The sequence below is a fragment of the Paenibacillus sp. 2KB_22 genome, from assembly GCF_052115745.1.
In the GTDB taxonomy this organism is placed as follows: Bacteria; Bacillota; Bacilli; order Paenibacillales; family Paenibacillaceae; genus Paenibacillus.
This window is the reverse complement of the sequence record NZ_JBFRHG010000010.1, coordinates 62,091-88,518: the sequence shown is the minus strand read 5'-3', so window position 1 is coordinate 88,518 and position 26,428 is coordinate 62,091. Positions and strand designations below refer to the sequence as shown.

The following is a 26,428-nucleotide window of genomic DNA, read 5'->3' as shown; positions in this document are numbered from 1 at the left end:
ATGGTTCGCTGTTAGGATCACGTCATTACTTAGCTTATCTCTGACTGATCTGCAGTTTCAGAATTTCCTCCCGTATCACCTGCATCCCTTCTTCGATTCGCTGCTTCGGCACATTGGAGATGTTCAATCGCAGCATCTGATCCTGATGCACCTGATAGGTTCCCTCCGGATAATACCGTTCTGTCGTATCCACGATGACTCCGCGCTTTTGGAGCCGGGACAACAGAACACGAAGTGGCATATCACCCGCCAAAGGTAACACCGTATGCTCCCCTCCTGTTCGAGGAGCGTTCATAAACGGAGCAAAGTCTGGATAGGCGTCCAGTTGCTCATGAACCGTGTGCATTCGTGCAGCATATCGGTTACGAATCACTTTCCTGTGATGAGCAAACATACCACTATGGACATAGATCTCCAGAGCAGCTTGAGACAGGACGGAAGTGTCGATATCAAGCATTTTTTTGTAAGCCCCAAAAGATTGAATGAGTGGTGCGGGCAGAACAGCTACACCAATGCGCAAGCCTGGAAACAAAATTTTGGAGTAACTCTTCAGATAGATGACCCGGCCTTCCGTATCATAGGACCATAGCGGGTCCTGTTTCGTATTGTCCTCCAGATCCGCCAGATAATCATCCTCCACCAGATACACATCGTACCGCTGTGCAAGCCGGATCAGTCTCTTCTTCTCAGCAACCGTTAACGATGTGCCAATCGGATTGTGAAAGCGCGGCATGACATAAAAAAACTTGATATCTTCCTCAGCGAACTGACGTTCAAGCGATGCCCAGTCCAGCCCATCTTGGGTACGTCTCACACCGGCAATAGGTACATTTAATCCACTCAGGAGGGAAGGCATATTGTGATAGGTTGGTAGTTCTAGCATTACTGTTCTCTTTCCATTGGGAAAAGGCATCAATGCAAGTACAGCAAGCGCCTGTTGCACACCTGATGTGATAAAGAACTGCTCTGTTCTCGCAAACACCTGATAATCCGCAAACTGCTTCTGCAACAGCAGAATTAGCGAAGGTAATCCCTGATCCGTTCCATACATGAATAACTCTGCCTGCTTCTTCTCCATCGCCTGATCCACACAATGACGAAAGTCTGCATAAGGGAACACCCGCGGATCCGGAGCAGCCGAAGCGAAGTCCATTGCTCCCTGCCAGTCCATGTCCTGAGCACCTGTCCCATTCTGTACGGCATAATAGCCAGATTGAGGGATAGCGTACACCAAATGCCGCTGTTCCAGCCACTCATATGCACGAATTGCTGTGCTTACACTGCATTGATACTGTTCAGCTATAACTCGAACAGCTGGAAGTCGGATGCCCTTATCTGCCCACTGGCGACGATCCTGCCGCTGCATCTGTTCCTGAATCCATTGCTTTAATGCTTCGGCAATCACTTCATATTTTCTCACCGCACCCATTCCTCTCCTACAATTGTACCGTTACAGTTTAACCTTTTATCTATTGTAGCACGATGCACCCGGCAGTATATTGAATAAGGCAAGCAACATGCCTTGAACCTGGTATGTTCAGGATTATAAAGATAAAACCCTAAGACCATTGTATTGGAGGAGCATTCATGAACACAGCACATACCCGGGGATACGCTTATATCGCAGCTGTATTGTACGCGGCTATTATCGGTCTATCTTTTCTATTTGTTAAAATGACTGTCACTGTTGCACATCCGATTGATGTGCTTGCCCACCGATTCGCGCTGTCGCTGATCGTTGTTAGCATTCCTGTCATTTTGGGTTGGATCAAAATCCGATTGAGCCTTCGTGATCTGTGGCGAATTATTCCACTGGGGCTGTTATCTCCCGTCCTATTTTTTGCCTTTCAAGCCTTTGGACTCGTATCTTCCAACTCATCGGAAGCGGGTATTATTCAGGCTATGGCCCCAGTATTCACACTCGTTCTCGCTTCAGTTTTCCTGAAGGAACGCACATCCACCACGCAGAAGCTTTTCCTGCTTCTGTCTGTCGCTGGAGTCGTTTTTATTTTCATGATGCAAGGAAATGGCATGTCAGTGGGTAACCTGAAGGGTATTGCATTATTGCTGCTATCCACAGTCTGTTTTGCAGGTTACGGTGTGCTTGCAAGACCATTAACCCAGAAGTATAAACCGATGGAATTAACATGGGTCACACTGATGGTTGGCTGTATTGTGTTTAACGCTGCTTCCCTGATCCGCCATGCTTCCAGCGGCTCCATGATGGATTACATCAAACCATTTGGTGATGCATCCTATCTGGGTGCACTCGCTTATCTGGCGATCCTCTCCACCATGATCTCCACCCTGCTTGCGAGCTATGCCCTGACACATCTGGAGGCGTCCCAGATGAGCGTATTCAGCAACCTGTCCACACTCATCTCCATCGTAGGCGGTGCATGGATCTTGCACGAACCCGTTGGTAGCCATCACTATATTGGAGCATTGCTAATCATCGCTGGTGTACTCGGCACCAATATGAGTGGCCGCAAACACAGGCTGGTCAGTGGGACCAACCAAGGCCAAAACTGATCCTGCCCGCATCCATCGTTCTGATCCAGGACACCCGGCACGCGACAGGCTCGACAGGTCGCACGTAACAAGATGCTTGAGGTACGGGAAGCCATGGGTATCCGTTATTTTGATCTCTAAATGTAATACCTGTATGAAGGGCTTCAAACACGTTAACACTGCTGAGGACAGTCTAATGGGAAAAGGGGACTCTTCAGCATGAAACGAACACAGCCTTCTTTTTTACAAGCGATGATGTTGATCATGTTGTCCGTTGGCTTGATCAGCCATGTTCTGATTATTCCTGCCCTTTTGGCTGCCGCCAAAAGGGATTCTTGGATTTCCGTCCTGTTATCGACCGGACCATTTCTAATATTTGCGCTAATGCTCGCTTATGTCTCTCGTTTTCTTCAGCATCAAACCTTGCATGATTGGTTAACATCCCGTCTAGGCAAGCCCATTGGCATATTGTTTCGAGTTGGCAACAGCCTCTTTTTTCTAAGCGTAATCTTTTTCACACTGCATGATACCACGGCTTGGGCTAAAACGAACTATCTGACCGAAACACCCGTGTTGGTAACCAGTATTGCCCTGATGTCTCTCTGTGCCTACGCTGCGTATAAAGGTATTCGCTCGCTGGCATTTACCGCAGGTTTAGTCCTGCCACTAGTTGTCTTGTTAGGCTTCTATGTTGCTATCGTAAATACCCAATACAAGGACTACAGTCGTCTGTTGCCCGTTCTTGAACATGGCTGGCATCCTATTTTTGAAGGCATGGTCTACAGTCTTGCAGGCATGTTTGAACTGCTGTTCATCTGGTATATCCAGCCTCATCTCACCAAACGTATACGTGTATGGCAGTATCTGATGCTCGCACTCATTCTTGTCGGACTGACTGTCGGCCCACTCATTGGGGCGATTGTGGAATTCGATCCTTTTGAGGCTGCCAAAATGAGATATCCCGCCTTTGAAGAATGGCGAATTGCCTCTTTGGGCAAATACATTGCTCAGACCGACTTCTTTTCCATCTACCAATGGCTCGCAGGTGCATTCACCCGAATTAGTCTTGCCATGTATATTATAGTAGAAATATGGAATATTAAGAGCTCTACCAAAAGGCTTATCAGTTGTATCTCGTTAGGTGTCTTCTTTATCCTGACCATGTTGTATCCTATGGATGATATGACCTTCGAAAGGCTTCTGGTTGAATACATATTCCCGTTCAATCTCGTATATCTGAGCGGACTTGCGATTATAGCAACGACGGTTGCCTTTATCCATTCACGCCATCAGAGGAGGAAACATCATGGAGCATCAAGCGATTGACACCACGTCCCATGAAACACTGCTTGCCTCTTTGAAAGAGCAATTCAATCCATGTGCAGATGTCGTTATTCAGACCTTTCCTGTTAAAGACGAATCTGATCAGCCCGTAATTCTGCTTTATTGTGACGGTCTCGTCGACGGTAAACAAATCAACCAATTTATCATTCCCCGTCTGGAACAGCACTCCCTGATCATTGAGGAATCACATCCCAAAGAACTCGGATTAACATTGAATCCGTTGGATGACCTCAAAGATACTAACAAGCTTAATATGTTGATATTTAGTGGACAACTATTGATCATTTTCGGTAATGGTGTACAGTCCTGCAGTGTAGATATTGCTGATATCCCGGGACGCAGTCCCGAAGAATCAGCCATTGAAACATCAGTTAAAGGCCCGCGCGATGGATTCACCGAAGAACTCACTACCAACGTGGCCCTTATACGCAAACGAATGAAAACATCTTCGATGTGTTATGAGAAATATGTCAAAGGCGGACGTACTCAAACTGCCATTGGACTTGTATATGTAAAAGATATTATTAATCCAGACATTCTAAAAGAAGCACGACACAATCTGGATCAGATTGAGATCGATGGCATTCTGGGAACCTCGATCATGGAGCGGGCTGTCATGGGAGGGGTTCGGAGCATCTTTCCGCTCACGGATAACACTGAACGTCCTGATTTTGTTGTCGATTCCCTGTTAAATGGACGGTTTGCCGTTCTTATTGAAGGCTCTCCTGTAGCGGTCATCGCGCCAACTACACTTTTCAATCAATTGAAATCTCCTGAAGACGAAAGTACACCCTTTTTCATCGTTACTTTCGAACGAATTTTGCGTATATCCGGACTGCTGATTGCCTGTTTCTTCCCAGCCTTCTATATCGGCCTGACCAGTTTCAATGTGGAACAGATCCCACTACCTCTCTTGGCTACAATTGCTGGTACTCGAATGGGCCTGCCCATGCCGGTGACGCTGGAAGCGTTCCTGATGATCTTTATGTTTGAGCTATTCAACGAAGCAGGGCGTAGATTACCACGTGCGTTGGGGCAAACGGTCAGCGTTGTTGGCGGGCTTATTATTGGGGATGCCGCTATTCGTGCAGGGATTACTTCTCCCACCATAATAGTCACGGTTGCGATCTCGGTCATCTCTAGTTATATTCTCGTGAATACTGTGCTAAGCGGGGCTACTGCCCATGTTCGGATCGGGATGTTACTCGTCTCTTCCATTCTTGGATTGTTCGGTTTTATGATCGGACTATTCGCCCTGTTGGTGCATCTCGTATCGTTGGAGTGTTATGGCGTATCCTATCTGTCACCTGTATCTCCTTACATTCCCGGAGACTTCACTCAGGCCGTATCCATGCCACCTTCCATGAAAAGAACCAAGCGCCCAGAAGCACTTCATACACAGGATTCTACCCGCCGGAGGAAACGTCCGTGAAACGATGGGTATCCATAAGCGGCCTTCTTATATGCTGCTTGATCCTGCTAACGGGGTGCTGGGATTCCAAAGAGGTGCAAAGTATAAACTTCATTACGGCGATAGGAATTGATTATGTAGACAACCAGTATATTGCGTATGCCCAACTGATTGACTTCTCCAGTATTGCAAAACAGGAAACACCAACTTCCCGGGAGACAAGGGATATCTGGATTGGACGGGGCGAAGGTACAACACTGAGTATGGCTATTAACGACTTGTATGAAACGTCACAGCAGCAAACGCTCTGGACTCATGTTAAAGCTATTGTTTTATCGAAAAATGCTCTCGACGGGAAGCTGGAGGATATATTTAACACGTTGCTGCATTCAGGTCAACTGAGATATACACCCTGGATTTACGCGACAGAACATAACATTCCGGACGTGCTCTCCCCTTCTGCGCTGCTGAACCAATCCGCCCAGACCATTGAGTTATTTGAGCCCATGAGGCTATACAAACAGCATTCCGGTTACGAACCAATCCGGCTCCATCAGCTTCTTGATGGACTACGGGAGCCAGCTTCCGTTGTTCTTTTACCCTCGGTTTCAACAAGGAACGAGACTTGGTTCAACGGGGATAAAACTCCCCCCCTTGTTAGAATGGATGGATTTTATGTTATTTCCAAAGGAACAAGTCAGGGTAGAGTTGCAGGAGCAGACGCGGACGGTACACGATACGTAAATTATGAGCGCGTACATCAGTACCCACTATACGTATATGGGAATGGTCGAAAGACTCCTGATTTAACCCTGATGCTTCGTGATCCCAAGACTAGAATCAAGGCAAGGAAACAAGGAGATGGCGTCACATTTGATCTGGTTACCTCGGTCAAAAGTTCCATCACCGAAGACCATGGAGCCCCGCGCACGCCTCAGGCCATGGAACAAGAAGCGGAGAAACAAATCGAATCCCAAATCCGAGATACGTTCGAAAAAACCAAGTCACGCATGATTGATTCATACGGTCTTGTGGAACACTTATATCGCCACAACCTTCCCTTATGGAAACAGGAAGTCTACAACCGGGCGGACCCACTCCAACGTTTTAAGCTTGGAAAAGTGGAGGTTCACGTGGATATCCTTAATGCGAGCACGTATAAATACAGCGAATAAATGAAGAAAAAGAAGCCCCGTGCCTGCATTGGATGCAAGGTTACGGGGCTTCTTACCATCTCCAACTGCTGTCGATTGGGGAAGTTATCCTAATGGATACGCCATGACACTCATCAAAGCCAATTCAGGCTGGGTCGTATCCAAACGACTGTACTGGACGATAACGGGGATATTGCTCGAAACCGTAATCGCATAAGGCACGCCCGGCGGAATAGACTGCTCCCCGGATCGTAGCGATGCAGTGCGAATATGCTTCGTCCTTCTCGCTGGCACTTCAGCGACCATACCTTCGAGTGGTTCTCTGTCTTCAAAGTAAATCGTGATGTGCAGCTCCGCATCCGTGGCACTGGTGTTCAGTACACAGATGCTCTCATGACTCTCCAATGTGCCCCGGCTCTCCGGGGGAATGTAACCATCCGGAATGACCCAGTAGGTGTGACCTGTAGCTGCTGAAACGTTCTTACGGGCAGATGTGCCTGATTCTGTCTGGTCAGGTGTCATTGAAATACATCCTCCTCTTTTTTACGAGTGCAATATAGGTTAAAAATAAATCGGCTCACAGGGCAGTCGCTTCGGCGGACGGATCGGGCTACAGACCGCTGTTGGCTCGGGATTTCTTTTGGCTCATTCGCGGGGGCAACTCTTAAAACCCGTGGGCTCGCGGGGCAGCCGCTTCGGCGGGCGGATCGGGCTGTGGGCCGCTGTTGGCTCGGGATTTCTATTCAATTCCCCCCTCAGCAGGGGAAATCCCGCTCCAAAGGCGGACGCTTCGCTCCCTCTACCCGATTCCGCCCTCCTCCGCTGCTACGCTCGCCGGACTGATTTAAAAGATTATTGCCTTCGCTCTTTCGCTGGGCAACTTTTGCTGGCTCGTTACTTCGTTTAACTCGCTTTGCATAAATACGGACGAACAGGACTTAAAATCCTGCGGGAACTTATCCACTAGTGCAATAGAATTAGAACCTTTACAACTGTGATGATTACTCGCCTACCGCAGATACATCTGCAGCGGTTGTAATTGCAGCTCGCGGATGGCTTCTGCCACCTGCTGGGCAAGGCGGCGGGCACCGCGTTCCTGAAAATGCGTGTTATCCTCCACGCCTGAAGGGAAGTTCACATACTCTCCTGGCAGCACCCACATAAAGTCATCCTTGGTGGCTTCCACACCCGCCTGCTCGAACAGAAGACGGCTACGCTCTGCCAGATCGATCAGCGGAACAGCTTCCTGTTCCGCCAGCTCACGCACGGCGATGATATAATCGCCATGGGTATCGGTCAATGTGCCATCATCCGCAAAATAGCGACGATGCACCGGGGTTATGAGCACCGGACGAGCCTTGGCTTCACGGGCAGCATCGATATACTTTTTCAAATATTCCTTATATGTTGTGAATGGGTCGGTCCCACGTTCAGGGTCCGGCTTCTCATCGTTATGTCCAAATTGAATAAACAGAAAATCTTCGGGCTTGATTCGCTCCATAATGGCGCTGAGCCTGCCTTCATTAATAAAGCTGCGGGAACTGCGCCCTGACTGGGCATGATTATCCACTGCCACATCATGTTTGAACTGTGCTGGCAATAGCTGGCCCCAACCACAATACGGATATCCACTTTCCGGCTGATCCGTTACGGTTGAATCCCCGGCAAGAAATACAGTCATGGTCTGATTCGCAAGGGTAATCTCTAGCGCATTGATTCTTGGCGCGGGACCGGAGAATGATAGACGAAGTCTGCCGCCACGAACAACGACCGAGAATCGCACCTCTGCAAATTGCCCAGGAAGTGTACGAATGGTTGGCAGTACAAGCCTGCCCTCACCAGCTTTCACACGGGTCACGGTCTCAGCCAATTCATCACCTGCAACAAGTAATACTTGATAGGTTCCATCGGGAACATCCACGATGAAGGATGCTTTGAGCGGAATACAGAAGCCCGAACGCAATCGGGCAGACATGGTTGTCTGCCCCGGATGGTTATGATGTTGGTTCGTGGAATTCGGCACGTCATCAACTCCGATGCGTTGTTTCTCATACACCAGAGAACCTGCTTCGAATCCGTATCCTCCTCGTTCCTCATATGCGGTTGTTGCAGTTACTTTCAGATAATCCCCTGTCTCATCTGCTCTTCCCGAGTCCGGTCCAAAGTTAAACTTCCAGCTGGTCACGGACATTGCCTGGCCCTCTGCCGCTGCCCCCATGGCAACAGCCTGACTATCCTGAGCTTTATTCAAAAGCGATAACCTCCTTGGTTAACTTTCCGTAAACGTTCAATCGGGCAAGATACGAAGATATACAGTGAAGCCTGCTTATCCTTTCAATCCGCTAGTGCTCATCCCTTGAACAATTTGTTTCTGGAAGATGAAGAACACAGCTACAACCGGAACCAGACTGACGATGGACATCGCGAACATGGCGCCCCAGTTGGAAGCAGATTCGCTATCCAGGAACATTTTCAATGCCATCGATACGGTATATTTCTCAGGCGAGTTGAGGTACAATACCGGACCGAGCAGATCCTCCCATCTCCAGTAGAAGGAGAAAATCGCTGCTGTTGCCAGAGAAGACTTGATGAGCGGCATAATAATCTGGATATACAGTCTGAATTTGTTACATCCATCAATGGTTGCAGCCTCATCCAGCTCCTTCGGAATCGTTCGAATGAACTGTACCATCAGGAAGATGAAGAACGGCATTCCGAAGAATGTAGGAACAACGATTGGCAGAATCGTATTCAGCCAACCCAGCTTCGTGAAGATAATATATTGAGGAACCAATACCACGTCATGTGGCAGCATCAGCGTCAACATCATAATGGAGAACCAGAAGCTACGACCTTTGAAGCTAAGTCTGGCAAAACCAAAAGCGATCAACGATGACGATATCACAGCACCGATGGTAGATATAACTACAATTACAAGTGAGTTGGTAATGTAATCCATGAACGGTCTTCCTGCTGTGCCTTTCCAACCATCCACATAGTTACTCCAGATCCACTCCGTAGGAAACAGGGTGTCTGCGGTAACAAAGATCGTACGGCTTTCCTTGAATGAACTGAAGAGCATCCAGAGTACAGGATAGAGCATCAGGAGGGCAAGAGCTGCAACGAACAGGTGATACACGGGCCATTTCACATTTTTCCATACCATCATCGTTACTTCCCTCCTTCAGATTCGTAGAATACCCAGTACTTGGATGTCAGGAACACAGCTACCGTGAGTATTCCAATCATAATGAGCATGATCCAGGCCATTGCCGAAGCATAGCCCATGTTGTTAAACATAAATGCCTGACGGAATAGATACAGGGAGTACAGCATGGTACCATCCATTGGGCCGCCTTCGCCTTTGGAGATAATGTAAGCAGGTACGAAGGTCATGAATGCTCCAATCGTCTGCATGATCATATTGAACAGAACGATTGGGCTAAGAAGTGGCAAGGTGATGCTGAAAAATTTTCGAACCGGATTCGCACCATCCACGCCTGCTGCCTCGTACATCTCAGGGGAGATATTTTTGAGACCAGCCAGGAAGATCAGCATGGACGAACCGAACTGCCACACAGACAGTGAGATCAGCATAACCAGGGACGCATTCGGGTCACCAAACCAGCTTATAGGCCCAATTCCAATTGCCGTCAGAGCGCTGTTGATAACACCCTCATTACTGAAGAGGTTACGCCACATAATGGATACGGCCACACTACCACCGATAATGGATGGCAGGTAATACAACGTCCGATACGTTCCAATCATACGAGAGCCAGTGTTCAGGACCATCGCTACGAAGAGGGCAAAGATCAATCTTAACGGTACCCCAATGAATACATACAGAAACGTAACTTTGACCGAATTCCAATATTTCGGGTCATCAAAAAACATTTTGGTGTAGTTATCAAGCCCAATCCACCGCGGGGAAGTGAACAAGTTATAACTCGTGAACGACATATATAAGGACACAAACATGGGGATGAGTGTGAAGCCCAGGAATCCAATAATAAACGGGCTTATGAACGCATATCCGGTTAAGTTTCTACGTAACGACGAATACTGCCTCAATGGAACGAACCTCCTTCATGGATCAGCTTACTCCCTCATCCTTACTTCGGTCATCTGGACGGGGAAAGGCCCTCGCATTCGCGAGCAGCCCCATTCCCGACCATCCCTGAAGTGGGACAAGCAAGCTATCATTCAACTGTTATTTATTGTTTGCAAGTACAGATTCGGCGTTCTTGCGGAATGTTTCTGCTGCTTGTTGAGGTGTAATTTTGCCAAAGTTCAACTCTTCAACCACATCGGCCAGAGCAGAGATTACTTCAGGTGAACCCACCGGTGGCGGAGAACTCATTGGTGAAGCCTTAGGCTCCATGGCTGCTACGAATTCAAAGACCTGTTTCGTGGCGTCACTCAGCTCAGGTGCGATGGCTTCCTTGATTGCTCCTGAGATAGGCACACCGCGCTCCCCTTTGATCAGTTTGTTGGCTTCCACGTCATTCACCCAGAAATCAATGAATTTAGCCGCTTCTTCCTTCACTTTGGAGTTGGACGTTACACCCCAGTACATACTTGGTTGCATATAAAGTCCTTTTTCCATATCCGGTCCTGGCATTGGAGCGATTTCGAGCGGACGGTTCGCTACCTGTTGCAAGGCTACGAACTGGTTGGACCATTGCCATACTCCAATTCCTTTTTCCTTCACGAGATCCGATTCTTCAATAATACCTTTGGTTTGGTTGGCTACATCCGGTGTAGGTGCTGCGCCCTGCTCAATCATGCGGCGCATAAGTCCGAAGAATTCAACAAACAATTGGTCATCATCATAACCAAGACCTGTACCTTCCGCATTGTATAGCGACAACCCTTTGGTACGCAGGAAGTAGTGGAAGAAGATATCCGGAGCTACCCCTCCATCCAAATACAAACCTTTCTCAGCGGCTTGTTTACCCAGTGCTTCGTACGATTCCCAAGTCATATTGTCAGGGATTGCATCCACGCCTGCTTTTTTAAGCAACGCCGGATCATATTGGAAGCCCAGAACGTTAACACCGGCAGGTACACCGTATTGTTTGCCATTAATTACACCTGTGCTAATTACATTCTCGGACACATTGTCCACTTTGATCTGGTTGCCCAGATAAGGAGCTAGATCCTCAAGCTGACCATTCTGTGCATATTGGCTGATGTAGGAAATATCCATCTGAACGATGTCAGGCAATTGATTTGCAGCTGCTTGTGGTGCGAGCTTTTTCCAGTAGTCATCAAATGAAGCATATTCCACGTCAATTTTGACATTCGGATTTTTCGACTTGTACAGGTCAATGACTTTCTGTGTATATTCATGCCGTGCATCCGAGCCCCACCAAGCGATCCGCAGAGTAACCGATCCATCCGAAGACCCCTGTTCGCTTCCTCCACCTGAACTACATGCCGCTGTAAAAACGAGCAACGCAGCCATCATCAGGAATATTGCCTTTTTCACCATGCCAATCTCCCCTTTTATGTTGATATGGTTGTGTGAACGAGTTATCCTTTTGTTCCTGATAACGCTTTCACAAACTTGTTAATGTCATTTTCGCAAATGTACGACCAGAGTTGAATACACAAAACCGTCTTGTTGGTTCAAAAAACAGAGGAGGACAACAGCCTCCTCTCGGCGCTGTTCGTCCTCCCCAGATAGGAGTCACATGATTGGTAGCCCATTGTTATATGCCAATCCTGCGGAATTCTGTAGGTGTCATACCGGTCCACTTTTTGAACACCTGACTGAAATATTGCGAATTACCGCCGAATCCGAACAACTCAGCTAGTTCGAATACTTTTACATCCCCGCCTCTGCGAATATGATCACACGCCCGTTCGATGCGCAGACGATTGACGTAATTGGAGAAGTTCTCGCCCGTGACTTTTTTGAAAATCTTGCCCAGATAATCCGGATTCATATATAACATCTGATGAGCGACTCCATTAAGAGAGAGATCCGCCTCTCCATAATGACGATCCACGATATCCATCATCTTCTCCACGGCGGAAGACTGGCGACTGATATGGTTTTTGTAATAACCGGAAGTTAGCCGGGCTGCACTGCTTGCAACAAAAGACTTCAACCCAGATAACGTATCGATATGAGGCAGTTCCGCCATACGCTGGGTGAATTCTGTTGCCTCCTCGGGCGGACAAACATGAACCATCGCAGAATACAGCTGCACTACATAAGAACGAGTCACCTCAATCTCCAACTGCTGACGCGATAATAGATCAAACAGACGATCCACCTCTGCCGCGGTTTCTTCTGTATTGCCCGATTTGATCAACTGACATAGTTGCTCCGCATCCTGCTCAGCATGCACGCCGTCGCATTCTCCGGCCAGAACAAGATCGCTCTTCGTAATCAGCTTGCCTTCACCAATAAAAAAGCGATGATTCAAGTACTGCAATGCCTCACGAAACAACCGCCGGGACTGGATCATTCGATCTGCTTCACTCAGCGCAGCGGTCACTTCCAGTTTATATAGTCGGGTAAATGCAGCCCGAACCTCTTCAATACTTTCTTTCAATCCGGCCGGATCAGCTGAATCCGCAAGCAGAATCAGGAGTTTGCCTTCAATGGTAGTGCTTAACAGGACATGTGGGAGCAGGTCACTGGCAATGTTTTTGATCGCAAATAAGTGACTGTAATCATGCTCATCTACGATTCGGAACAGCAGTAACCGAACTGTGTTCTCTTCAAGCTCCAGATCGAACAGCTCCTGATAATACTCCAGATCAACTGGCCCATAGGTTCGGTTGGTCATGAACTCCAGCAGAAATTGCTCCTTCACATGCGGAAGGACACGCTGCAATCGCTGTTTCATCTCACCAGCAACATGTTCCTTCACCTGGGCATCCTGATGCTCCTGCAACAGTTCAGTTAACGCATCATGGATCTGATTCTCATTACATGGTTTGAGCAAATAATGCTTCACACCATATTGCATCGCTCTGCGGGCATATTCGAACTCCTTGTAGCCGGATAACATGATGAAACGTACCCCCGGATATGCTTCGGATGCCTTCTCTATGAGTCCGAGACCATCCAGACCTGGCATGGAAATATCCGTAATAATAATGTCAGGTCTCGACTGCCCAATTTTGTCCAATGCTTCGATCCCATTCCTCGCCGTACCCACCAATTCCGTACCTGCTGCGGCCCAATCGACCACTTGGGAAATCCCCTCCAGAATGACACGTTCATCATCCACGAGCATCACTTTGTACATCGTCATCGTCCTCTCTAATCCAAGGTATGCTGATCGATACTACAGTTCCTGATCCAGGCTTGCTGCTTATCACCATTCCGCCTTCTTCGCCGAAGGTCAGCCTGATTCGTTCCTGGATGTTAGATAACCCAATGCCCTGTCCTCTTGTCTGTATGCGTCCTTCATGTAACTGCTCCAGGAACTCAGGTGTCATTCCTGGGCCATCATCTTCAACTTCGATAATCACCTGATCACCATCCGCTCTTGCTCGAATACGTATCCGGCATGGGTCAATACTTGGCTCAAGCGCATAATGGATGGCATTCTCCACGAGTGGCTGTAACGTTAACTTGGGAATTCGGGCCGTCCCCACCTCAGGGGCAATCTCCATGTCAAAATCAAGTCTCTCCTCAAAACGAGTACGCTGAATCGTGACGTAACTGCGGACAATGTCCAGCTCTCTTTCCAGCGTGATCCACTTCTCGGACATATTTACAGAGCTACGCAGCAGAAATCCGAGAGCCTCAACCATTTCCGAGATCTGTCGTTGCTTCTGCACTTTAGCCAGCCAGTTAATCGATTCCAGCGTGTTATATAGAAAATGTGGATTAATCTGCGCCTGAAGCGCTTTCAACTCAGTCTCACGAATCACCAATTGCTTGGCATAGTTCTCATCAATCAATTCACGTATCCGTTGAAGCATCATCTTGAATGTGCGATGTAGCAGCCCAACCTCATTCTGTGGAGATATCGGAACATTGCCGAGGGCAGCCTCCTCCAGTTTATCCAAATCGCCTTTTTCGATATTACGCATCTTTTTGATCAACTGCGCAATTGGATGGGTAATACTGCGGGAGAATCTCGCTCCAATGATCAGCGCCGCCAGAAAAATCATGATGAAGATCACCGTGACCAACTGTTTGACAAACTGGATCTGTTTAAACATCTGGTCATACGGGGTGGTGTACAAATAGGTCCAATCCGTATAGGAAGAATGGGCACGCGCTACAAAGTGTCTCCCTTGCTCCAACATGGCAATTCCATAGGGCTGGGTACGCTTCAGTTCAGACTCAATCTCGGCTTCACTGACTGCTGATTCTGTTGGATAGATCACTTCTCTTCCATCGGTAATCAATAATTGGGAGTCCTCAGCTGGTTCTTGCATCTGATCCTGTACAATTCGGTCCAGCCTTACGCGGATGATCAGTGTGCCGAGGTCCTCCAATGTAAATGCTCCGCCAATAAAGGATTTCACCTGTCGGACCGACAAGAGTCGGGACTGTTTATCCCCGCTGGTATGCCAAGCATTGGAGCCCGAATATTGCTGCCCCAGTGCAACCAGTTCCTTTTGCGTGGACTCTGAGATTCCCTCCCGATTGCCTGCGGCCATAACGTTATTATCATTATCGATAAATAGCATGGAATAGACGTATTTTTCGGAACCCGCGTAAGCGACTAACCTGTTGGTAATCTTTTTACGCAATCCATTTTTCTCGTAACCCGTTTCGACCTTTTTCAGTTGGAGCAGATATTGCTGAAGCGGCTCGTCCGACATCACCTTGAAGGAAAGGTTGGAAATTTCACGCAGTTGATTCTCAATGCCTACTGAAGACATATTGAGGACTTGCGAGGATTTCTCATAGATCTGACGGTCATAGATACTGAACACATATCGGAGTACGGACGCATAAAACGTAAAGCTGATTAACATCAAAAGCCCGATGAGAAGAATTGTTTTATGATGAATCGGCAGTGTTGTGAAAGCGTTCTTAATTTTACTCATCCTAAGCGCTCCTTTGCCTTGCGAAGGGTTGCTGTCGTGTTATGGGTTAGTGGTTTTATTGTAAGTTATTTTCATATTTACACATCCATTGGTCATCTGACAAGATATATTTATGCAACATTTCAGGTCATTAGAGAAGGTATACACCTCTGTCAGCAATTTTAAAAGAACACAAAACAGCCAGAATGCTTTGATCAGGTCAAGGCATTCTGGCTGTTGAATAACATGTTAGAGCACAAAATACTTATTACGGATTAACAAAAACAGTTTTCAGCTTCGCTACATATTGCACATCAAAGCCAAGACCTTCAGCCACCATGGCAAGGGGTACATACGTTTTAGACTCTTTGCCTACCTTATTCAGGAATGCAGGTGTGTCCACGGTAACCGATGCTCCATTTACCTTCACAGCATTGGCACCAATCTTGACAGCAACCTTCCGCTCTCCATATGTAATGGTTGCAGTTGAAGTCTTGTTATCCCATACCGTAGTAGCACCAACAGCGTTCACGATATCTTGGATTGCCACAAAGTTTTTGCCGTTACGGATAATCGGTTTGTATGGTGTATTCAATGTTTTGCCACTCACGATAATATTCATGGGTTCACCTGTGGCAGGTGCAGTCAGCTTGGTGTAATCTCCCCAGATCGTTTTGGCAAATACTTCAGCAATGGCCGCATATCCGAATTGATTCGGGTGGAAATCACGATCTTTGATCATATGAGTCATCGTGCCCTCACCGCCAACAAACTCCTTGGCCACGTGTGCGACTTTGACATCAGTACCTTGAGCAGAGAATTGCGCTGCGATTCCATCAATCGTCTGTGTGAAGCCTTGGGAGGCCTCCATCAGTTTGGCATAGAGTGCCTTGCCTGCTACTTCTGGCATCGGTTGATACTGGTCGGCGATGACAATTGTAGCTGCCGGATTTATTTCATGGATATCATTAATCGTTGCACTAACGTTGGCTGTATAAGTTGCGAGTAATTCTTTTACCTTCGCTTGCAGTTCCTGATCACTCAGTTTGTCTGCTGTACCGAGAAGCTCAGATACATCATTTCCCCCAATGGTAATTGCAACCAGATTGGCCTGTGCTACACTCTCACGGATTGCAGCAGTATTGGCTCCGATCTGCCCCGCTCTTGGATCAGGAAGACTTGGTTGAATGGCTTCGGAAGTCAGTGTTTGGCCATCCTTAATTGCAGTAGTGAAGTTTTTCAAGCCACTGGTTTTCAATCCGGCAATCCCGTAGTTGTCCACCTGTGTACGTCCATGCAGCAAACCTTGCTCCTGCAGACGTTCTACATAACCATAAGGCAATTCTTTCGTGTTGGGCTCATAACCTACCGTTATGGAGTCTCCCAACGTGACGATGCGGAACTCCTTGGTAACGGCTACTGCATCTTTCTTCGCAGTCAGCGAAGCCTCGTTTGTACCCGCTGGCAATACACCCGTTTTGGTGTCAGCCGCGTGTGCAGGCAATGCAGAAGATGTGAAGAGCAGCATTCCTGCCAACATGCTCGCCGTTAAACCGGCAGCAGTATTTTCCCATATACGTTTACGCTTCATTCGGGGTAACACTCCTTTTCGCGAATCTATCTTAATTCACACTAATATGCGTGTTCAAAAAGAGCGCTTTTCAGTACCGACAAGATGGGATAAAGCTAAGCATCCTTCGTAATCAAAAGCAGACTTTCTGACCAGTCTCACTATTGTATAGTACATCGGTCAAACCAATGACATAAGTTCGTGTTACTCTATTCTATCATTTTAAAGTAGGCGCTGTCCTCTCTACTGGAAGTGCGCATGAAATAACAGACTCCCGGATGGGGAGTCTGTTACTGGTGAGGCACAGCTATGACGTTCAGTGATTAGTTAAGATTGCGGCTTATCCGAGTCTTCGGCAATCGAATGACCCTTGTCGCTCTCCAGTTTGTTCCCGGTAGCTCGCTCCAGATATCGATCATAACGATCATCCACTTCGCGTGCCATCTTCCGGTACTTTAACGTTTCCTCGACAATCGGATCACGTTCTGTCTGGATTCGCACTTCATATTTGGGAGGAATCAGCTGGCGTTCACGCTGATCGGTGTCGCCGGACTCTTCCATGTCCCCTTCCGTCAGCATATCACTGAGCCGTCGTTCCAGTTCTTTGGATTCATCCATTGTTCTCGCTCCTTTAATTAAAGCCATACATGCGTTAGTTAAAGCATGGATGGGTTGAATAAACTCACTCCAAGCCAGTAGCCTTCGCTTCCTTCAGCACATCTGTCAGTGCATCATGGATTTTGCCATTACTGGCAACGACATGACTTACTGACAGTTGATAAGGTGTTCCGAGTGTATCCGTTACCTTACCGCCGGATTCTTCGACCAGCAGCGCACCTGCAGCAATATCCCACGGTTTCAATCCGACTTCGGTGTAGGCGCTGAGACGTCCTGCGGCAACATACGCCAGATGAAGGGCGGCCGATCCACCTGCACGCAAGTTACGAACTTGCGGAGCAAGCGCCTGCACAGCAGCCATATTCAGTGGCAACGCAAAGGTTGTGTCTGCCGGGAATCCAACCGCGATCAGGCTCTGCGCCAGTTCCTGTTCACCAGATACAAGCATCCGGTTGCCGTGGACGTAAGCTCCTTTACCCTTTTCCGCAACAAACAGTTCGTCACGGGAAGGGTCGTATATTACGCCGACAATGACTTCACCATTGTGAGCCAATGCGATGGACACCGAATAAAACGGGAATCCGTGTACAAAGTTCGTCGTTCCGTCCACAGGGTCAACAATCCAGAGGAACTCTTCTTCCTCGGCCTCTTTCAGTGCTTTTGCCGAAGCTTCCGGTCCCGGTTCGACGCCTTCTTCACCCAGAATGGCATGGTGGGGAAAATGCGTGAGAATCAGGCGGCGGATCATCTGCTCCGCTCCCTTATCCACTTCGGTCACCAGATCCTGGGGTGAATATTTGGTGCCTGGTTCAGTTACCGTCCCAAGACGGCTTTTGATCCATTCTCCAGCTTTGGAAGCTGCATTAATAGCAACGGCAGTATAGCTTTTGCTTGTCACGACATAAGGTATCTTTTCCTTCTCATTCAAAGCGTTCACTCTACTTTCTATATCAATCTACGAAAAGTTGAAATACTTGTTAAAAGTATACGCCCCGCAGGTCGTAAAGTTTCTCGTTGCCCAAGCCCCTTTTGGCTCTACGGATGAATGATGACGGTAGACTCGTCCACCCACTCCACGCCCTCTTCGTGATAGAATGCCAGCTTCTGCATCAGCTGCACAAGAGCCTCATCCTTGCGTTTGGCCTCAATCATCACGTCAAGCCTTGGGGTGTCTGCTGCGATATGACGCAAGAAGTCGAGCATAGGCTCTACCTCCACGCCATCGGCATGACCTCGCAGATCCTTTTCACTCTTCGGACTGGAGACATGAATTTTGGGTGGCAATGGCTGATCAGCCGGTGAATCTGCCTGGGCAAGTGGTGACTCCCAGGTCTTCAGAATATCAGCCCACAGATCCCACGGCTGTTCTCCTTCGTTGTTCACCCACTGGTGATGGATATCCAGTACCATGGGTAATCCCAGGCGCTGGCACACGGCCAGTGTCTCGGGCGCGTTGAACGTTTTGTCATCATTTTCGAGTGTCAGCCGCTCCTGGATGTCCCGATCCAGCTTCAAAAAGTTTTCTTCAAAACGAAGCGCCGCCGAAGGCTTGTCCCCGTATGCACCACCAATATGTATATTGTTCTTGGCAGTGGCATTCAGTCCCATGGCATCCAGCATCCGAACATGATGACGAAGGTCGCGAATCGAGTTGCGCAGAACTCCCTCACGGGGTGTACTAAGTACGGTAAAATGATCCGGATGAAAGGATACACGCATATGATTTTCCTTCACAAAATCACCAATGGCAGCAAAGTCCTGCTTCAGAGCCGGGAACGGGTCCCAGTCATTCAGGTCCTCGTGTGTTGCCAGTGGAATCAATTTGGAAGAGAAGCGATATACATGAATATGGCTGCCCTTGTTGTGCCTGAGCAAACGTAATGTATTATGCAGGTTCTCGGCTGCAATCCGTTCGAGCTTGCGGATGGCTGCTTCCCTGTCATCGATTTTGTTAAAACTCGACATGGTCATGGTCCGGGAAGGCGAGGCATTCTCTATAAGCACGGACATGGCCACGTAACCAAAGCGTACGAGCATGAATTTCTTCCTCTCTATTAGGGCGGAGAACCCGCACGGCATATTCAGCCGTCAGGATGTACCGTCACTGTATATAACCAAGTTTTACCCTAAAAGAGTGACCATAATCGTATTCTGGCAAATCAGTCCATCCAACCCGCATTCACGGTCAAAATCACTATTCCTGCGCTTGTTCTCCAAAGAACATCTCATCGGCAAGCGCGGTCTGGATACGTGATTCTTCCTCCGTCAGTTTGCGGATCAGTTGCATCTCCACTTCGGTTACTTCTTGCCCCTGGAAGTTGATCTCTGCAATGGAAACCACGATCTTGACGATGGCTACAGCCACGTTATCCGGTGTGTATGCAATCACTTTCTGGCCGGTAGGAAATACCCGGAAGCCCTGTTTGACCATTTTGCCGCGTCCGTATTCAAGCAGTTCGAACAGCTCCTGCTCACTCTTGAACTTGCATACGGAATTGAATTCAGTCTGAAATCCCATGTATATCCCTCCTGATCTTGTGGTCTCAGGCTACGCCTGTACGCCGTTCTCGTAATTCAGTGCCTGCTTGCGGTTGTAACGCTCCAATGCCAGCTCAATCATGCGATCCAGCAATTCGGCATACGATACACCTGTCTCACGCCATAGAAGTGGATACATACTATAGGGTGTGAAACCAGGCATGGTGTTAACTTCATTAATAAGCAATGCGCCGTCATTTTTCCGAATGAAGAAATCCGCACGTGAAATGCCGTTACCTTCAATCGCACGGAACGCCTGCAGAGCTGCCTCGCGAATGCGATCTGCGGCCTCCGGGTCCAGTGGAGCTGGGATCAGCATCTGTGATTGACCATCAATATACTTGGCTGCATAGTCATAATATTCACCGGAGGATACGATCTCGCCTGGAACGGAAGCCATTGGCTCGTCATTGCCGAGCACGCTGACCTCAACTTCACGCGCTTCAACGAACTCCTCAATGACCACCTTCGTATCATACCGAAGTGCAAATTCAACAGCTGTCTTCAGCTCATCGCGGTTACGCGCTTTGGAGATGCCTACACTGGAGCCCAGATTGGCCGGTTTGATAAAACAAGGATACCCCAGCTGATCTTCGACCTGTACGATCATTTCGTGCTCTGTCTGCTTCCATTGTGTAGCATTAAAATACGTAAAGGCACATTGGTCGATGCCCGCCTGTGCGAACAGCTTTTTCATGACCACTTTGTCCATGCCGCCAGCCGAAGCCAGTACGCCTGCACCTACATATGGCATATCCGCCATCTCGAACATGCCCTGGATGGTGCCATCCTCTCCAAACGTACCATGCAGCAGAGGGAACATCACATCCAGCGCTTCTGCTCCGCCATACAAACGGCCAAACAGCGCGTTCAGCGCATCCTGTGTTCCACCCGCCGATTGCTCCAGCTTCAAATCTTCAATCTGCGCGAACGGCGCATGCATGACAGGTCCTTTTTTCCACGTCCCCTGCTTGGAAATATAGAAAGGAACCAGTTCATACTTCTCGTAATCAAATGCGTTCGTTACAGCAAACGCCGTTTGCAGCGACACCTCATGCTCGCCTGATTTTCCGCCGTACACGACGCCTACTTTTAATTTATCCATACTCATGTGTACCCTCCGATTATCTGTGCCTGATGCTGTCATGCTTGCATGCTCAGCACCCTTGTTTTTCTGTATGTGTTATCTGGTCTTATTTTACACGGAACTGGATGTCTGCGTCACCGCATCCCGAAAATCTTTCGTCATCAAAACTCATCTGCAATATGAAAAAGCCGGTATACCGTCCGCTCCGTCCAGGCGTAAGAATCCCGGTAATCCCAAAATCGGTGACGGCTGCTAACCGTATGTGCGTTAACAAGCGGCATACCGCCCGCATCAAATGCGGTCACAACGGTGCTGTGCTGAAATCGTGCATCCCCATCCCAATCGTAGAGAATTACATCACCGAGCATCAACTGCTCAGGACGCTCCACTTCTGTCGCAGTCAGACCCCAGCTGCTACCTGACAAATAACGCTCCAGACTATTGGAGACTGCCCAGCTGTAACTCCACATTTCGGAGCCGTTCACATACCCCTTATACCACCAACCAGCTTCTCTTCTACCAGTATAGTGGATGGGTGCGCCCCCTGCAAAGAGACATTGGGACACGTAATTGGTGCAATCCACATCAAATTCCTCAAATGCCGGATTCCCCGCATTCCACCACCGATCCGCATAGGCAACCGCCAGATCTCTGCGATAGGACTGTTGCCTTGAGCTTCTTCCCTGACCCAACACTTCCCGATTCAGCAGCGGTCGATTCATCGCCTGTACAAAATCGGCTTGTTGAAACGGACGTCCTTCCCCCGCAGGGCGACGCTCCGGCACTTCTCGCTCAACCCGTCCAATGATCCATCCACCACTCTGCCGCAGAAAGGTTAACCGCTCCCGCTCAATCCGGTCCTCCCGGTGGGTGATACCGCTCTTCTCATAGAACAGTCTGCTGTACAATTGTACATCCACCACCGCTTCTTCCTGTCCATCCATAAGCGTGCGCACAAGCTTGGCGCTGGTCTCGCTGCGAAGAGGCACGGCGCGCCGCTTACGATACCATTCGTCCAGCCTTGCCATACGCTCTCCCCGTTCCACCACGAAGTCAGGATCGGTAACGATCCGTTCGCTGGTCTGTGGACGGTAGTCGATCTCACAGCGATTGTACTGGTTCACGTAAGTATATAAGGCACTCTTCCATTCCCGTTCCAAGCCTATGTCCCCCTTTGGCATGAGTTCTGTCCGGAATATTTCATTGCGTATATAAACTCCTACTATTCATATGAGAGGGTCCCCGGTTGTATGTACACGGCTCGGGAAGGAGATCCAAAATTCGGCAAATACAGGTACACGAGATATCTTATTCCTGCCCGCTTCACGAAAACGCCTTCATTGGTCCAAATGCTTGCTTGATCAGGCAAAAAGACCTTTACGTACGGAGGTGAAAACGGTATACTTAATACTAAAGTCATGATTATGAAATTACGTTTCATCTGATGAAACTAACGAACAAGAACACGGAACGATGAAGGCCTGTTCTTCACCTAAATGAACGTTTTCTTCATCTCACCGACACATCCCAAGGAGGTACATGTATGTCAGCAAAGAATCATTTCTCCGCCGCTCGCAGTCTTGAGGTGGGAGGCAAGTCTTACCGCTACTACAGTCTCGATGCTCTTCAGGAAAACGGCCACGGCGATCTTTCCAGGCTTCCTTTCTCCATTAAAGTGTTGCTTGAAGCAGCAATTCGTCAATTCGACGGACGTGCCATTACCGAAGAACATGTAAAACAACTGACCGGCTGGGCAGATGGCCGTGATAATAACAAGGAAATCCCATTCATTCCTGCGCGTATCGTACTGCAGGATTTCACCGGTGTACCGGTTGTCGTTGACCTCGCTGCAATGCGTGATACCGTAAAAAAAGCAGGCGGCGACCCGAAACAGATCAACCCGCTCGTTCCCGTCGATCTCGTTATCGACCACTCTGTTATGGTTGATGCTTTCGGTACCAACGATGCACTTGATTACAATATCAAAGTTGAGTTCGAGCGTAATGAAGAGCGTTACCGCTTCTTGCGTTGGGCGCAGACGGCATTCAACAACTTCCGTGCAGTTCCACCATCCACAGGGATCGTTCACCAGGTTAACCTGGAGTATCTGGCTTCCGTGGCAGCAACGAAAACTGTTGACGGCGAGACCGTTGTATTCCCGGATTCCCTCGTAGGTACTGACTCCCACACCACCATGATCAACGGACTTGGCGTTGTTGGTTGGGGTGTTGGTGGAATCGAGGCCGAAGCAGGTATGCTGGGCCAACCGCTTTACTTTGTAACACCGGACGTTATCGGTTTCAAACTGACAGGCAGCCTGAGTGAAGGCGCAACAGCAACGGATCTGGCACTGACAGTTACCCAATTGCTTCGTAAAAAAGGCGTTGTTGGTAAATTCGTAGAGTTCTACGGACCTGGTCTTGCCAACATCGGTCTGGCTGACCGTGCAACAGTAGCCAACATGGCACCAGAGTACGGCGCAACGATCGGTTTCTTCCCTGTCGATAGTGAAACGTTGAACTATCTGCGCAGCACTGGCCGTCCTGACGAGCAAGTAGAGTTGGTTGAAGCTTACTACAAAGCTCAAGGCATGTTCCGTACTTCCAGCACCGTTGACCCTGAATTCACAGATGTGATTGAACTGGATCTCGGCTCTGTTGTACCAAGTCTTGCAGGACCAAAACGTCCACAGGATCGCATCGAGCTGACACAAATGAAAGAAAGCTTCAATAGCATCATCCGTACACCTGTAGATAAAGGTGGTTACGGGCTGAGCGATGAGAAAATTGAGCAAGCGGTACCTGTGAAGCACCCTAACGGTTCCTCCAGTGAACTGAAAGCAGGCGCTGTTGTGATCGCTGCGATCACAAGTTGTACGAACACTTCGAATCCAAGTGTTATGGTTGGAGCGGGACTGCTGGCGAAAAAAGCAGTTGAACGCGGCCTGACCAAGCCAGGATATGTGAAAAGCAGTCTGACTCCAGGTTCCCTTGTTGTTACCGAGTATCTGGAAAAAGCAGGCCTGATTCCATATCTAGACCAACTCGGATTCAACGTTGCCGGCTATGGCTGTGCGACTTGCATCGGTAACTCCGGCCCACTGCCAGACGAAGTGAGCGAAGCGATTGCTGAGAATGATATGACCGTTGCGGCTGTATTGTCCGGTAACCGTAACTTTGAAGGCCGTGTGCACGCACAGGTTAAAGCCAACTACCTGGCATCTCCACCACTCGTTGTGGCATATGCACTTGCAGGTACTGTGAATATTGACTTTGAAACCGATCCAATCGGTTATGATACGAACAATGAGCCTGTATTCCTGAAAGACCTCTGGCCTAGCTCCGAGGAAATCAAGGATACCATTGCAAGTTCCCTGAACGCTCAGATGTTCCGCAACAAGTACGAGAACGTATTTACAGCCAATGAGCGTTGGAATGCAATCTCTGTACCGGAAGGTGAGTTGTACGAGTGGGATCCAAATTCCACGTACATTCAGAATCCTCCGTTCTTCCAAGAACTTGGCGACAAGTTGAACGATATCGCAGATATCCGTTCTGCACGCGTTATGGCATTGCTTGCGGATTCCGTAACAACGGACCATATCTCGCCAGCTGGTAATATTGCAGTATCCAGCCCGGCTGGACTGTACTTGAAAGAACATGGCGTAGAGCGCAAGGACTTCAACTCCTACGGTTCACGTCGTGGTAACCATGAAGTAATGATGCGTGGTACGTTCGCTAATATTCGTATCCGTAACCAGGTGGCTCCAGGCACCGAGGGTGGTATCACGAAATACCTGCCGACAGACGAAGAAATGTCCATCTACGATGCTTCCATGAAGTATCAGGATGAAGGACAGAACCTGATCGTCATCGCAGGTAAAGAGTATGGTACAGGAAGCTCCCGTGACTGGGCGGCAAAAGGAACATTCCTGCTCGGCGTCAAAGCCGTTATCGCCGAAAGCTTCGAGCGGATTCACCGTAGTAACCTGGTCGGCATGGGCGTAATGCCATTGCAATTCCAAGAGGGTCACGGCTGGTCCAGCCTTGGTCTGAACGGACGCGAAACGTATGACATTACTGGCCTCAGCAATGATGTGAAGCCAGGACAAGAGTTGAAAGTTACCGTAACTCGTGAAGACGGTACACAGTTCGAATTCCCTGTTATCGCTCGTCTGGACAGCATGGTTGACGTGGATTACTACCATAACGGTGGAATCCTGCAAACCGTATTGCGTCAAATGATGAAAAAAGCGTAATTACATGAATCATTAATGTGATAAAGTGAGACAGAAAAGCTCCCCATTACGTGCACTCAGCACGATGATGGGGAGCTTTTTTTGCTTTGCTTTTCACAATCGGGATATATTTAAAATCAATTTTCAATCCAATCACCTGCTAATGTCCAATGTGATGTGAGGCTTGATCGAACAGTTGAATCGTGCCCATGATCAGAAACAGACACGACAGAGCAATTAACGAGCCTCCGACCCATCTAGACATGATCAATCGCTCCGTAATCTGTTTTTCCGAAGCATCCGTTACCTTGTGTGGATACACGAGAAACATTAGCCCTACGCTAATGAACAGTATCGCGATGACAATCAACGTAATCCCTCCTTACACGTGACTCTCCTTAGAGGTTAACTTCGTCGTCTCGCGGGATTCTCCTCCCACCAACACCCTTTTCAGGCCAATGGCCATGGTGAAAATGATATATCCAATCAAGCCGCCGAGCGTGTTAAGCATCAGGTCATCCACATCAAATATGCCCATGCCAGTCACTAACTGTGTCACCTCATACCCCAGACTGAGCAGCAGGGACAGCAGGAATACCTTTATTCCAGAGAATAATTTGTTGCCCGTCAGAACAGGAATGAAGATACCCAGTGGGATAAAAGCCAGAACATTCCCTACCAGATGGATTGCTGTACCTGGACGATGTGATGACAAGCTGTTCCAGTCTCGTGAAATTTCCTGAAATGGCGTCAGGTTGACGGTTCGCGTATGAATCAGATCCGGTTGTTGCAAGAATGCCATCAGTCGAACCTTCACGATGCCAAAGTCGACAGCACTTCCTTTGAACAGGATCAGCTTCGTCAGCAGATATAAATAGATAATGAACACGGCAGTCCAAAGGATGTAATGTTTGCTTTTCTTCTGGTTGTTGTGTTTCATGTTGTT

General features: G+C 48.4%; 22 protein-coding genes. 5 read left to right on the top strand and 17 right to left on the bottom strand.

Annotation, left to right across the window (positions count from 1 at the left end):
* Nucleotides 1-34: 34 nt before the first annotated feature.
* A complete protein-coding gene (locus AB4111_RS29475) occupies nucleotides 35-1,429 on the bottom strand; it encodes an aminotransferase-like domain-containing protein (protein ID WP_442034825.1) in 1,395 nt (464 codons plus the stop codon).
* Between the two features lie 158 nt (nucleotides 1,430-1,587).
* Between AB4111_RS29475 and AB4111_RS29470 the strand changes: the two genes are divergently transcribed.
* The 4 genes from AB4111_RS29470 to AB4111_RS29455 all read left to right on the top strand — a co-directional run bounded on the left by AB4111_RS29470 (nucleotide 1,588) and on the right by AB4111_RS29455 (nucleotide 6,441).
* Entirely contained in the window at nucleotides 1,588-2,532 is a 945-nt protein-coding gene (locus tag AB4111_RS29470; protein WP_442034823.1) for a DMT family transporter, read from the top strand.
* A 198-nt stretch (nucleotides 2,533-2,730) separates the two neighbouring features.
* A complete protein-coding gene (locus AB4111_RS29465; RefSeq protein ID WP_442034821.1) occupies nucleotides 2,731-3,837 on the top strand; it encodes a GerAB/ArcD/ProY family transporter in 1,107 nt (368 codons plus the stop codon).
* Entirely contained in the window at nucleotides 3,818-5,287 is a 1,470-nt protein-coding gene (locus tag AB4111_RS29460) for a spore germination protein (protein ID WP_105602359.1), read from the top strand. The genes AB4111_RS29465 and AB4111_RS29460 overlap by 20 nt, the downstream gene beginning before the upstream one ends.
* Nucleotides 5,284-6,441 (top strand): Ger(x)C family spore germination protein, encoded by a 1,158-nt coding sequence (locus AB4111_RS29455; protein WP_179198605.1) that lies wholly within the window; start codon nucleotides 5,284-5,286, stop codon nucleotides 6,439-6,441. Before AB4111_RS29460 ends, AB4111_RS29455 begins: the two co-directional genes overlap by 4 nt.
* A gap of 84 nt (nucleotides 6,442-6,525) precedes the next feature.
* Here the strand turns inward: AB4111_RS29455 and AB4111_RS29450 are convergent, their stop codons facing one another.
* From AB4111_RS29450 to AB4111_RS29385, 14 genes are all read right to left on the bottom strand, one after another.
* Complete coding sequence (locus tag AB4111_RS29450; protein ID WP_091018716.1) at nucleotides 6,526-6,942, bottom strand: sensory rhodopsin transducer; 417 nt, start codon at nucleotides 6,940-6,942, stop codon at nucleotides 6,526-6,528.
* A 487-nt stretch (nucleotides 6,943-7,429) separates the two neighbouring features.
* A complete protein-coding gene (locus AB4111_RS29445; RefSeq protein ID WP_442034858.1) occupies nucleotides 7,430-8,611 on the bottom strand; it encodes a rhamnogalacturonan acetylesterase in 1,182 nt (393 codons plus the stop codon).
* Nucleotides 8,612-8,746: 135 nt separating this feature from the next.
* On the bottom strand, nucleotides 8,747-9,586 hold the full coding sequence (locus tag AB4111_RS29440; RefSeq protein ID WP_253442366.1) for a carbohydrate ABC transporter permease: 840 nt from the start codon (nucleotides 9,584-9,586) through the stop codon (nucleotides 8,747-8,749).
* A gap of 5 nt (nucleotides 9,587-9,591) precedes the next feature.
* On the bottom strand, nucleotides 9,592-10,494 hold the full coding sequence (locus tag AB4111_RS29435) for a carbohydrate ABC transporter permease (protein ID WP_253429934.1): 903 nt from the start codon (nucleotides 10,492-10,494) through the stop codon (nucleotides 9,592-9,594).
* A gap of 139 nt (nucleotides 10,495-10,633) precedes the next feature.
* The gene (locus AB4111_RS29430) at nucleotides 10,634-11,917 is read right to left on the bottom strand and encodes an ABC transporter substrate-binding protein (RefSeq protein ID WP_442034817.1); all 1,284 of its coding nucleotides are present in this window, start codon (nucleotides 11,915-11,917) and stop codon (nucleotides 10,634-10,636) included.
* Between the two features lie 220 nt (nucleotides 11,918-12,137).
* A complete protein-coding gene (locus AB4111_RS29425) occupies nucleotides 12,138-13,691 on the bottom strand; it encodes a response regulator transcription factor (protein ID WP_442034815.1) in 1,554 nt (517 codons plus the stop codon).
* A complete protein-coding gene (locus AB4111_RS29420; protein WP_442034813.1) occupies nucleotides 13,666-15,453 on the bottom strand; it encodes a histidine kinase in 1,788 nt (595 codons plus the stop codon). Before AB4111_RS29420 ends, AB4111_RS29425 begins: the two co-directional genes overlap by 26 nt.
* Nucleotides 15,454-15,700: 247 nt before the next feature.
* Nucleotides 15,701-17,023, bottom strand: a complete 1,323-nt coding sequence (locus AB4111_RS29415; RefSeq protein ID WP_442034811.1) for a stalk domain-containing protein — start codon at nucleotides 17,021-17,023, stop codon at nucleotides 15,701-15,703.
* Between the two features lie 306 nt (nucleotides 17,024-17,329).
* Nucleotides 17,330-17,620, bottom strand: coding sequence for a hypothetical protein (locus AB4111_RS29410; protein WP_442034809.1), 291 nt, complete (start codon nucleotides 17,618-17,620; stop codon nucleotides 17,330-17,332).
* A gap of 64 nt (nucleotides 17,621-17,684) precedes the next feature.
* Nucleotides 17,685-18,548, bottom strand: a complete 864-nt coding sequence (locus tag AB4111_RS29405) for an inositol monophosphatase family protein (RefSeq protein WP_442034807.1) — start codon at nucleotides 18,546-18,548, stop codon at nucleotides 17,685-17,687.
* Between the two features lie 107 nt (nucleotides 18,549-18,655).
* Entirely contained in the window at nucleotides 18,656-19,657 is a 1,002-nt protein-coding gene (uvsE, locus tag AB4111_RS29400) for a UV DNA damage repair endonuclease UvsE (RefSeq protein ID WP_253429912.1), read from the bottom strand.
* A gap of 157 nt (nucleotides 19,658-19,814) precedes the next feature.
* A complete protein-coding gene (locus AB4111_RS29395; RefSeq protein WP_062837611.1) occupies nucleotides 19,815-20,138 on the bottom strand; it encodes a hypothetical protein in 324 nt (107 codons plus the stop codon).
* A gap of 30 nt (nucleotides 20,139-20,168) precedes the next feature.
* Complete coding sequence (locus AB4111_RS29390; protein WP_036614110.1) at nucleotides 20,169-21,269, bottom strand: D-alanine--D-alanine ligase; 1,101 nt, start codon at nucleotides 21,267-21,269, stop codon at nucleotides 20,169-20,171.
* A 137-nt stretch (nucleotides 21,270-21,406) separates the two neighbouring features.
* On the bottom strand, nucleotides 21,407-22,426 hold the full coding sequence (locus AB4111_RS29385; RefSeq protein WP_442034804.1) for an amidase domain-containing protein: 1,020 nt from the start codon (nucleotides 22,424-22,426) through the stop codon (nucleotides 21,407-21,409).
* 362 nt (nucleotides 22,427-22,788) lie between these two features.
* Between AB4111_RS29385 and acnA the strand changes: the two genes are divergently transcribed.
* Complete coding sequence (gene acnA / locus AB4111_RS29380; protein WP_253429909.1) at nucleotides 22,789-25,503, top strand: aconitate hydratase AcnA; 2,715 nt, start codon at nucleotides 22,789-22,791, stop codon at nucleotides 25,501-25,503.
* Nucleotides 25,504-25,642: 139 nt separating this feature from the next.
* Here acnA and AB4111_RS29375 read toward each other — a convergent pair whose 3' ends face one another.
* Both AB4111_RS29375 and AB4111_RS29370 read right to left on the bottom strand, forming a co-directional pair.
* Entirely contained in the window at nucleotides 25,643-25,852 is a 210-nt protein-coding gene (locus AB4111_RS29375) for a hypothetical protein (RefSeq protein ID WP_442034802.1), read from the bottom strand.
* 12 nt (nucleotides 25,853-25,864) lie between these two features.
* Entirely contained in the window at nucleotides 25,865-26,422 is a 558-nt protein-coding gene (locus tag AB4111_RS29370) for a VanZ family protein (protein ID WP_339239427.1), read from the bottom strand.
* Nucleotides 26,423-26,428 lie beyond the last annotated feature (6 nt).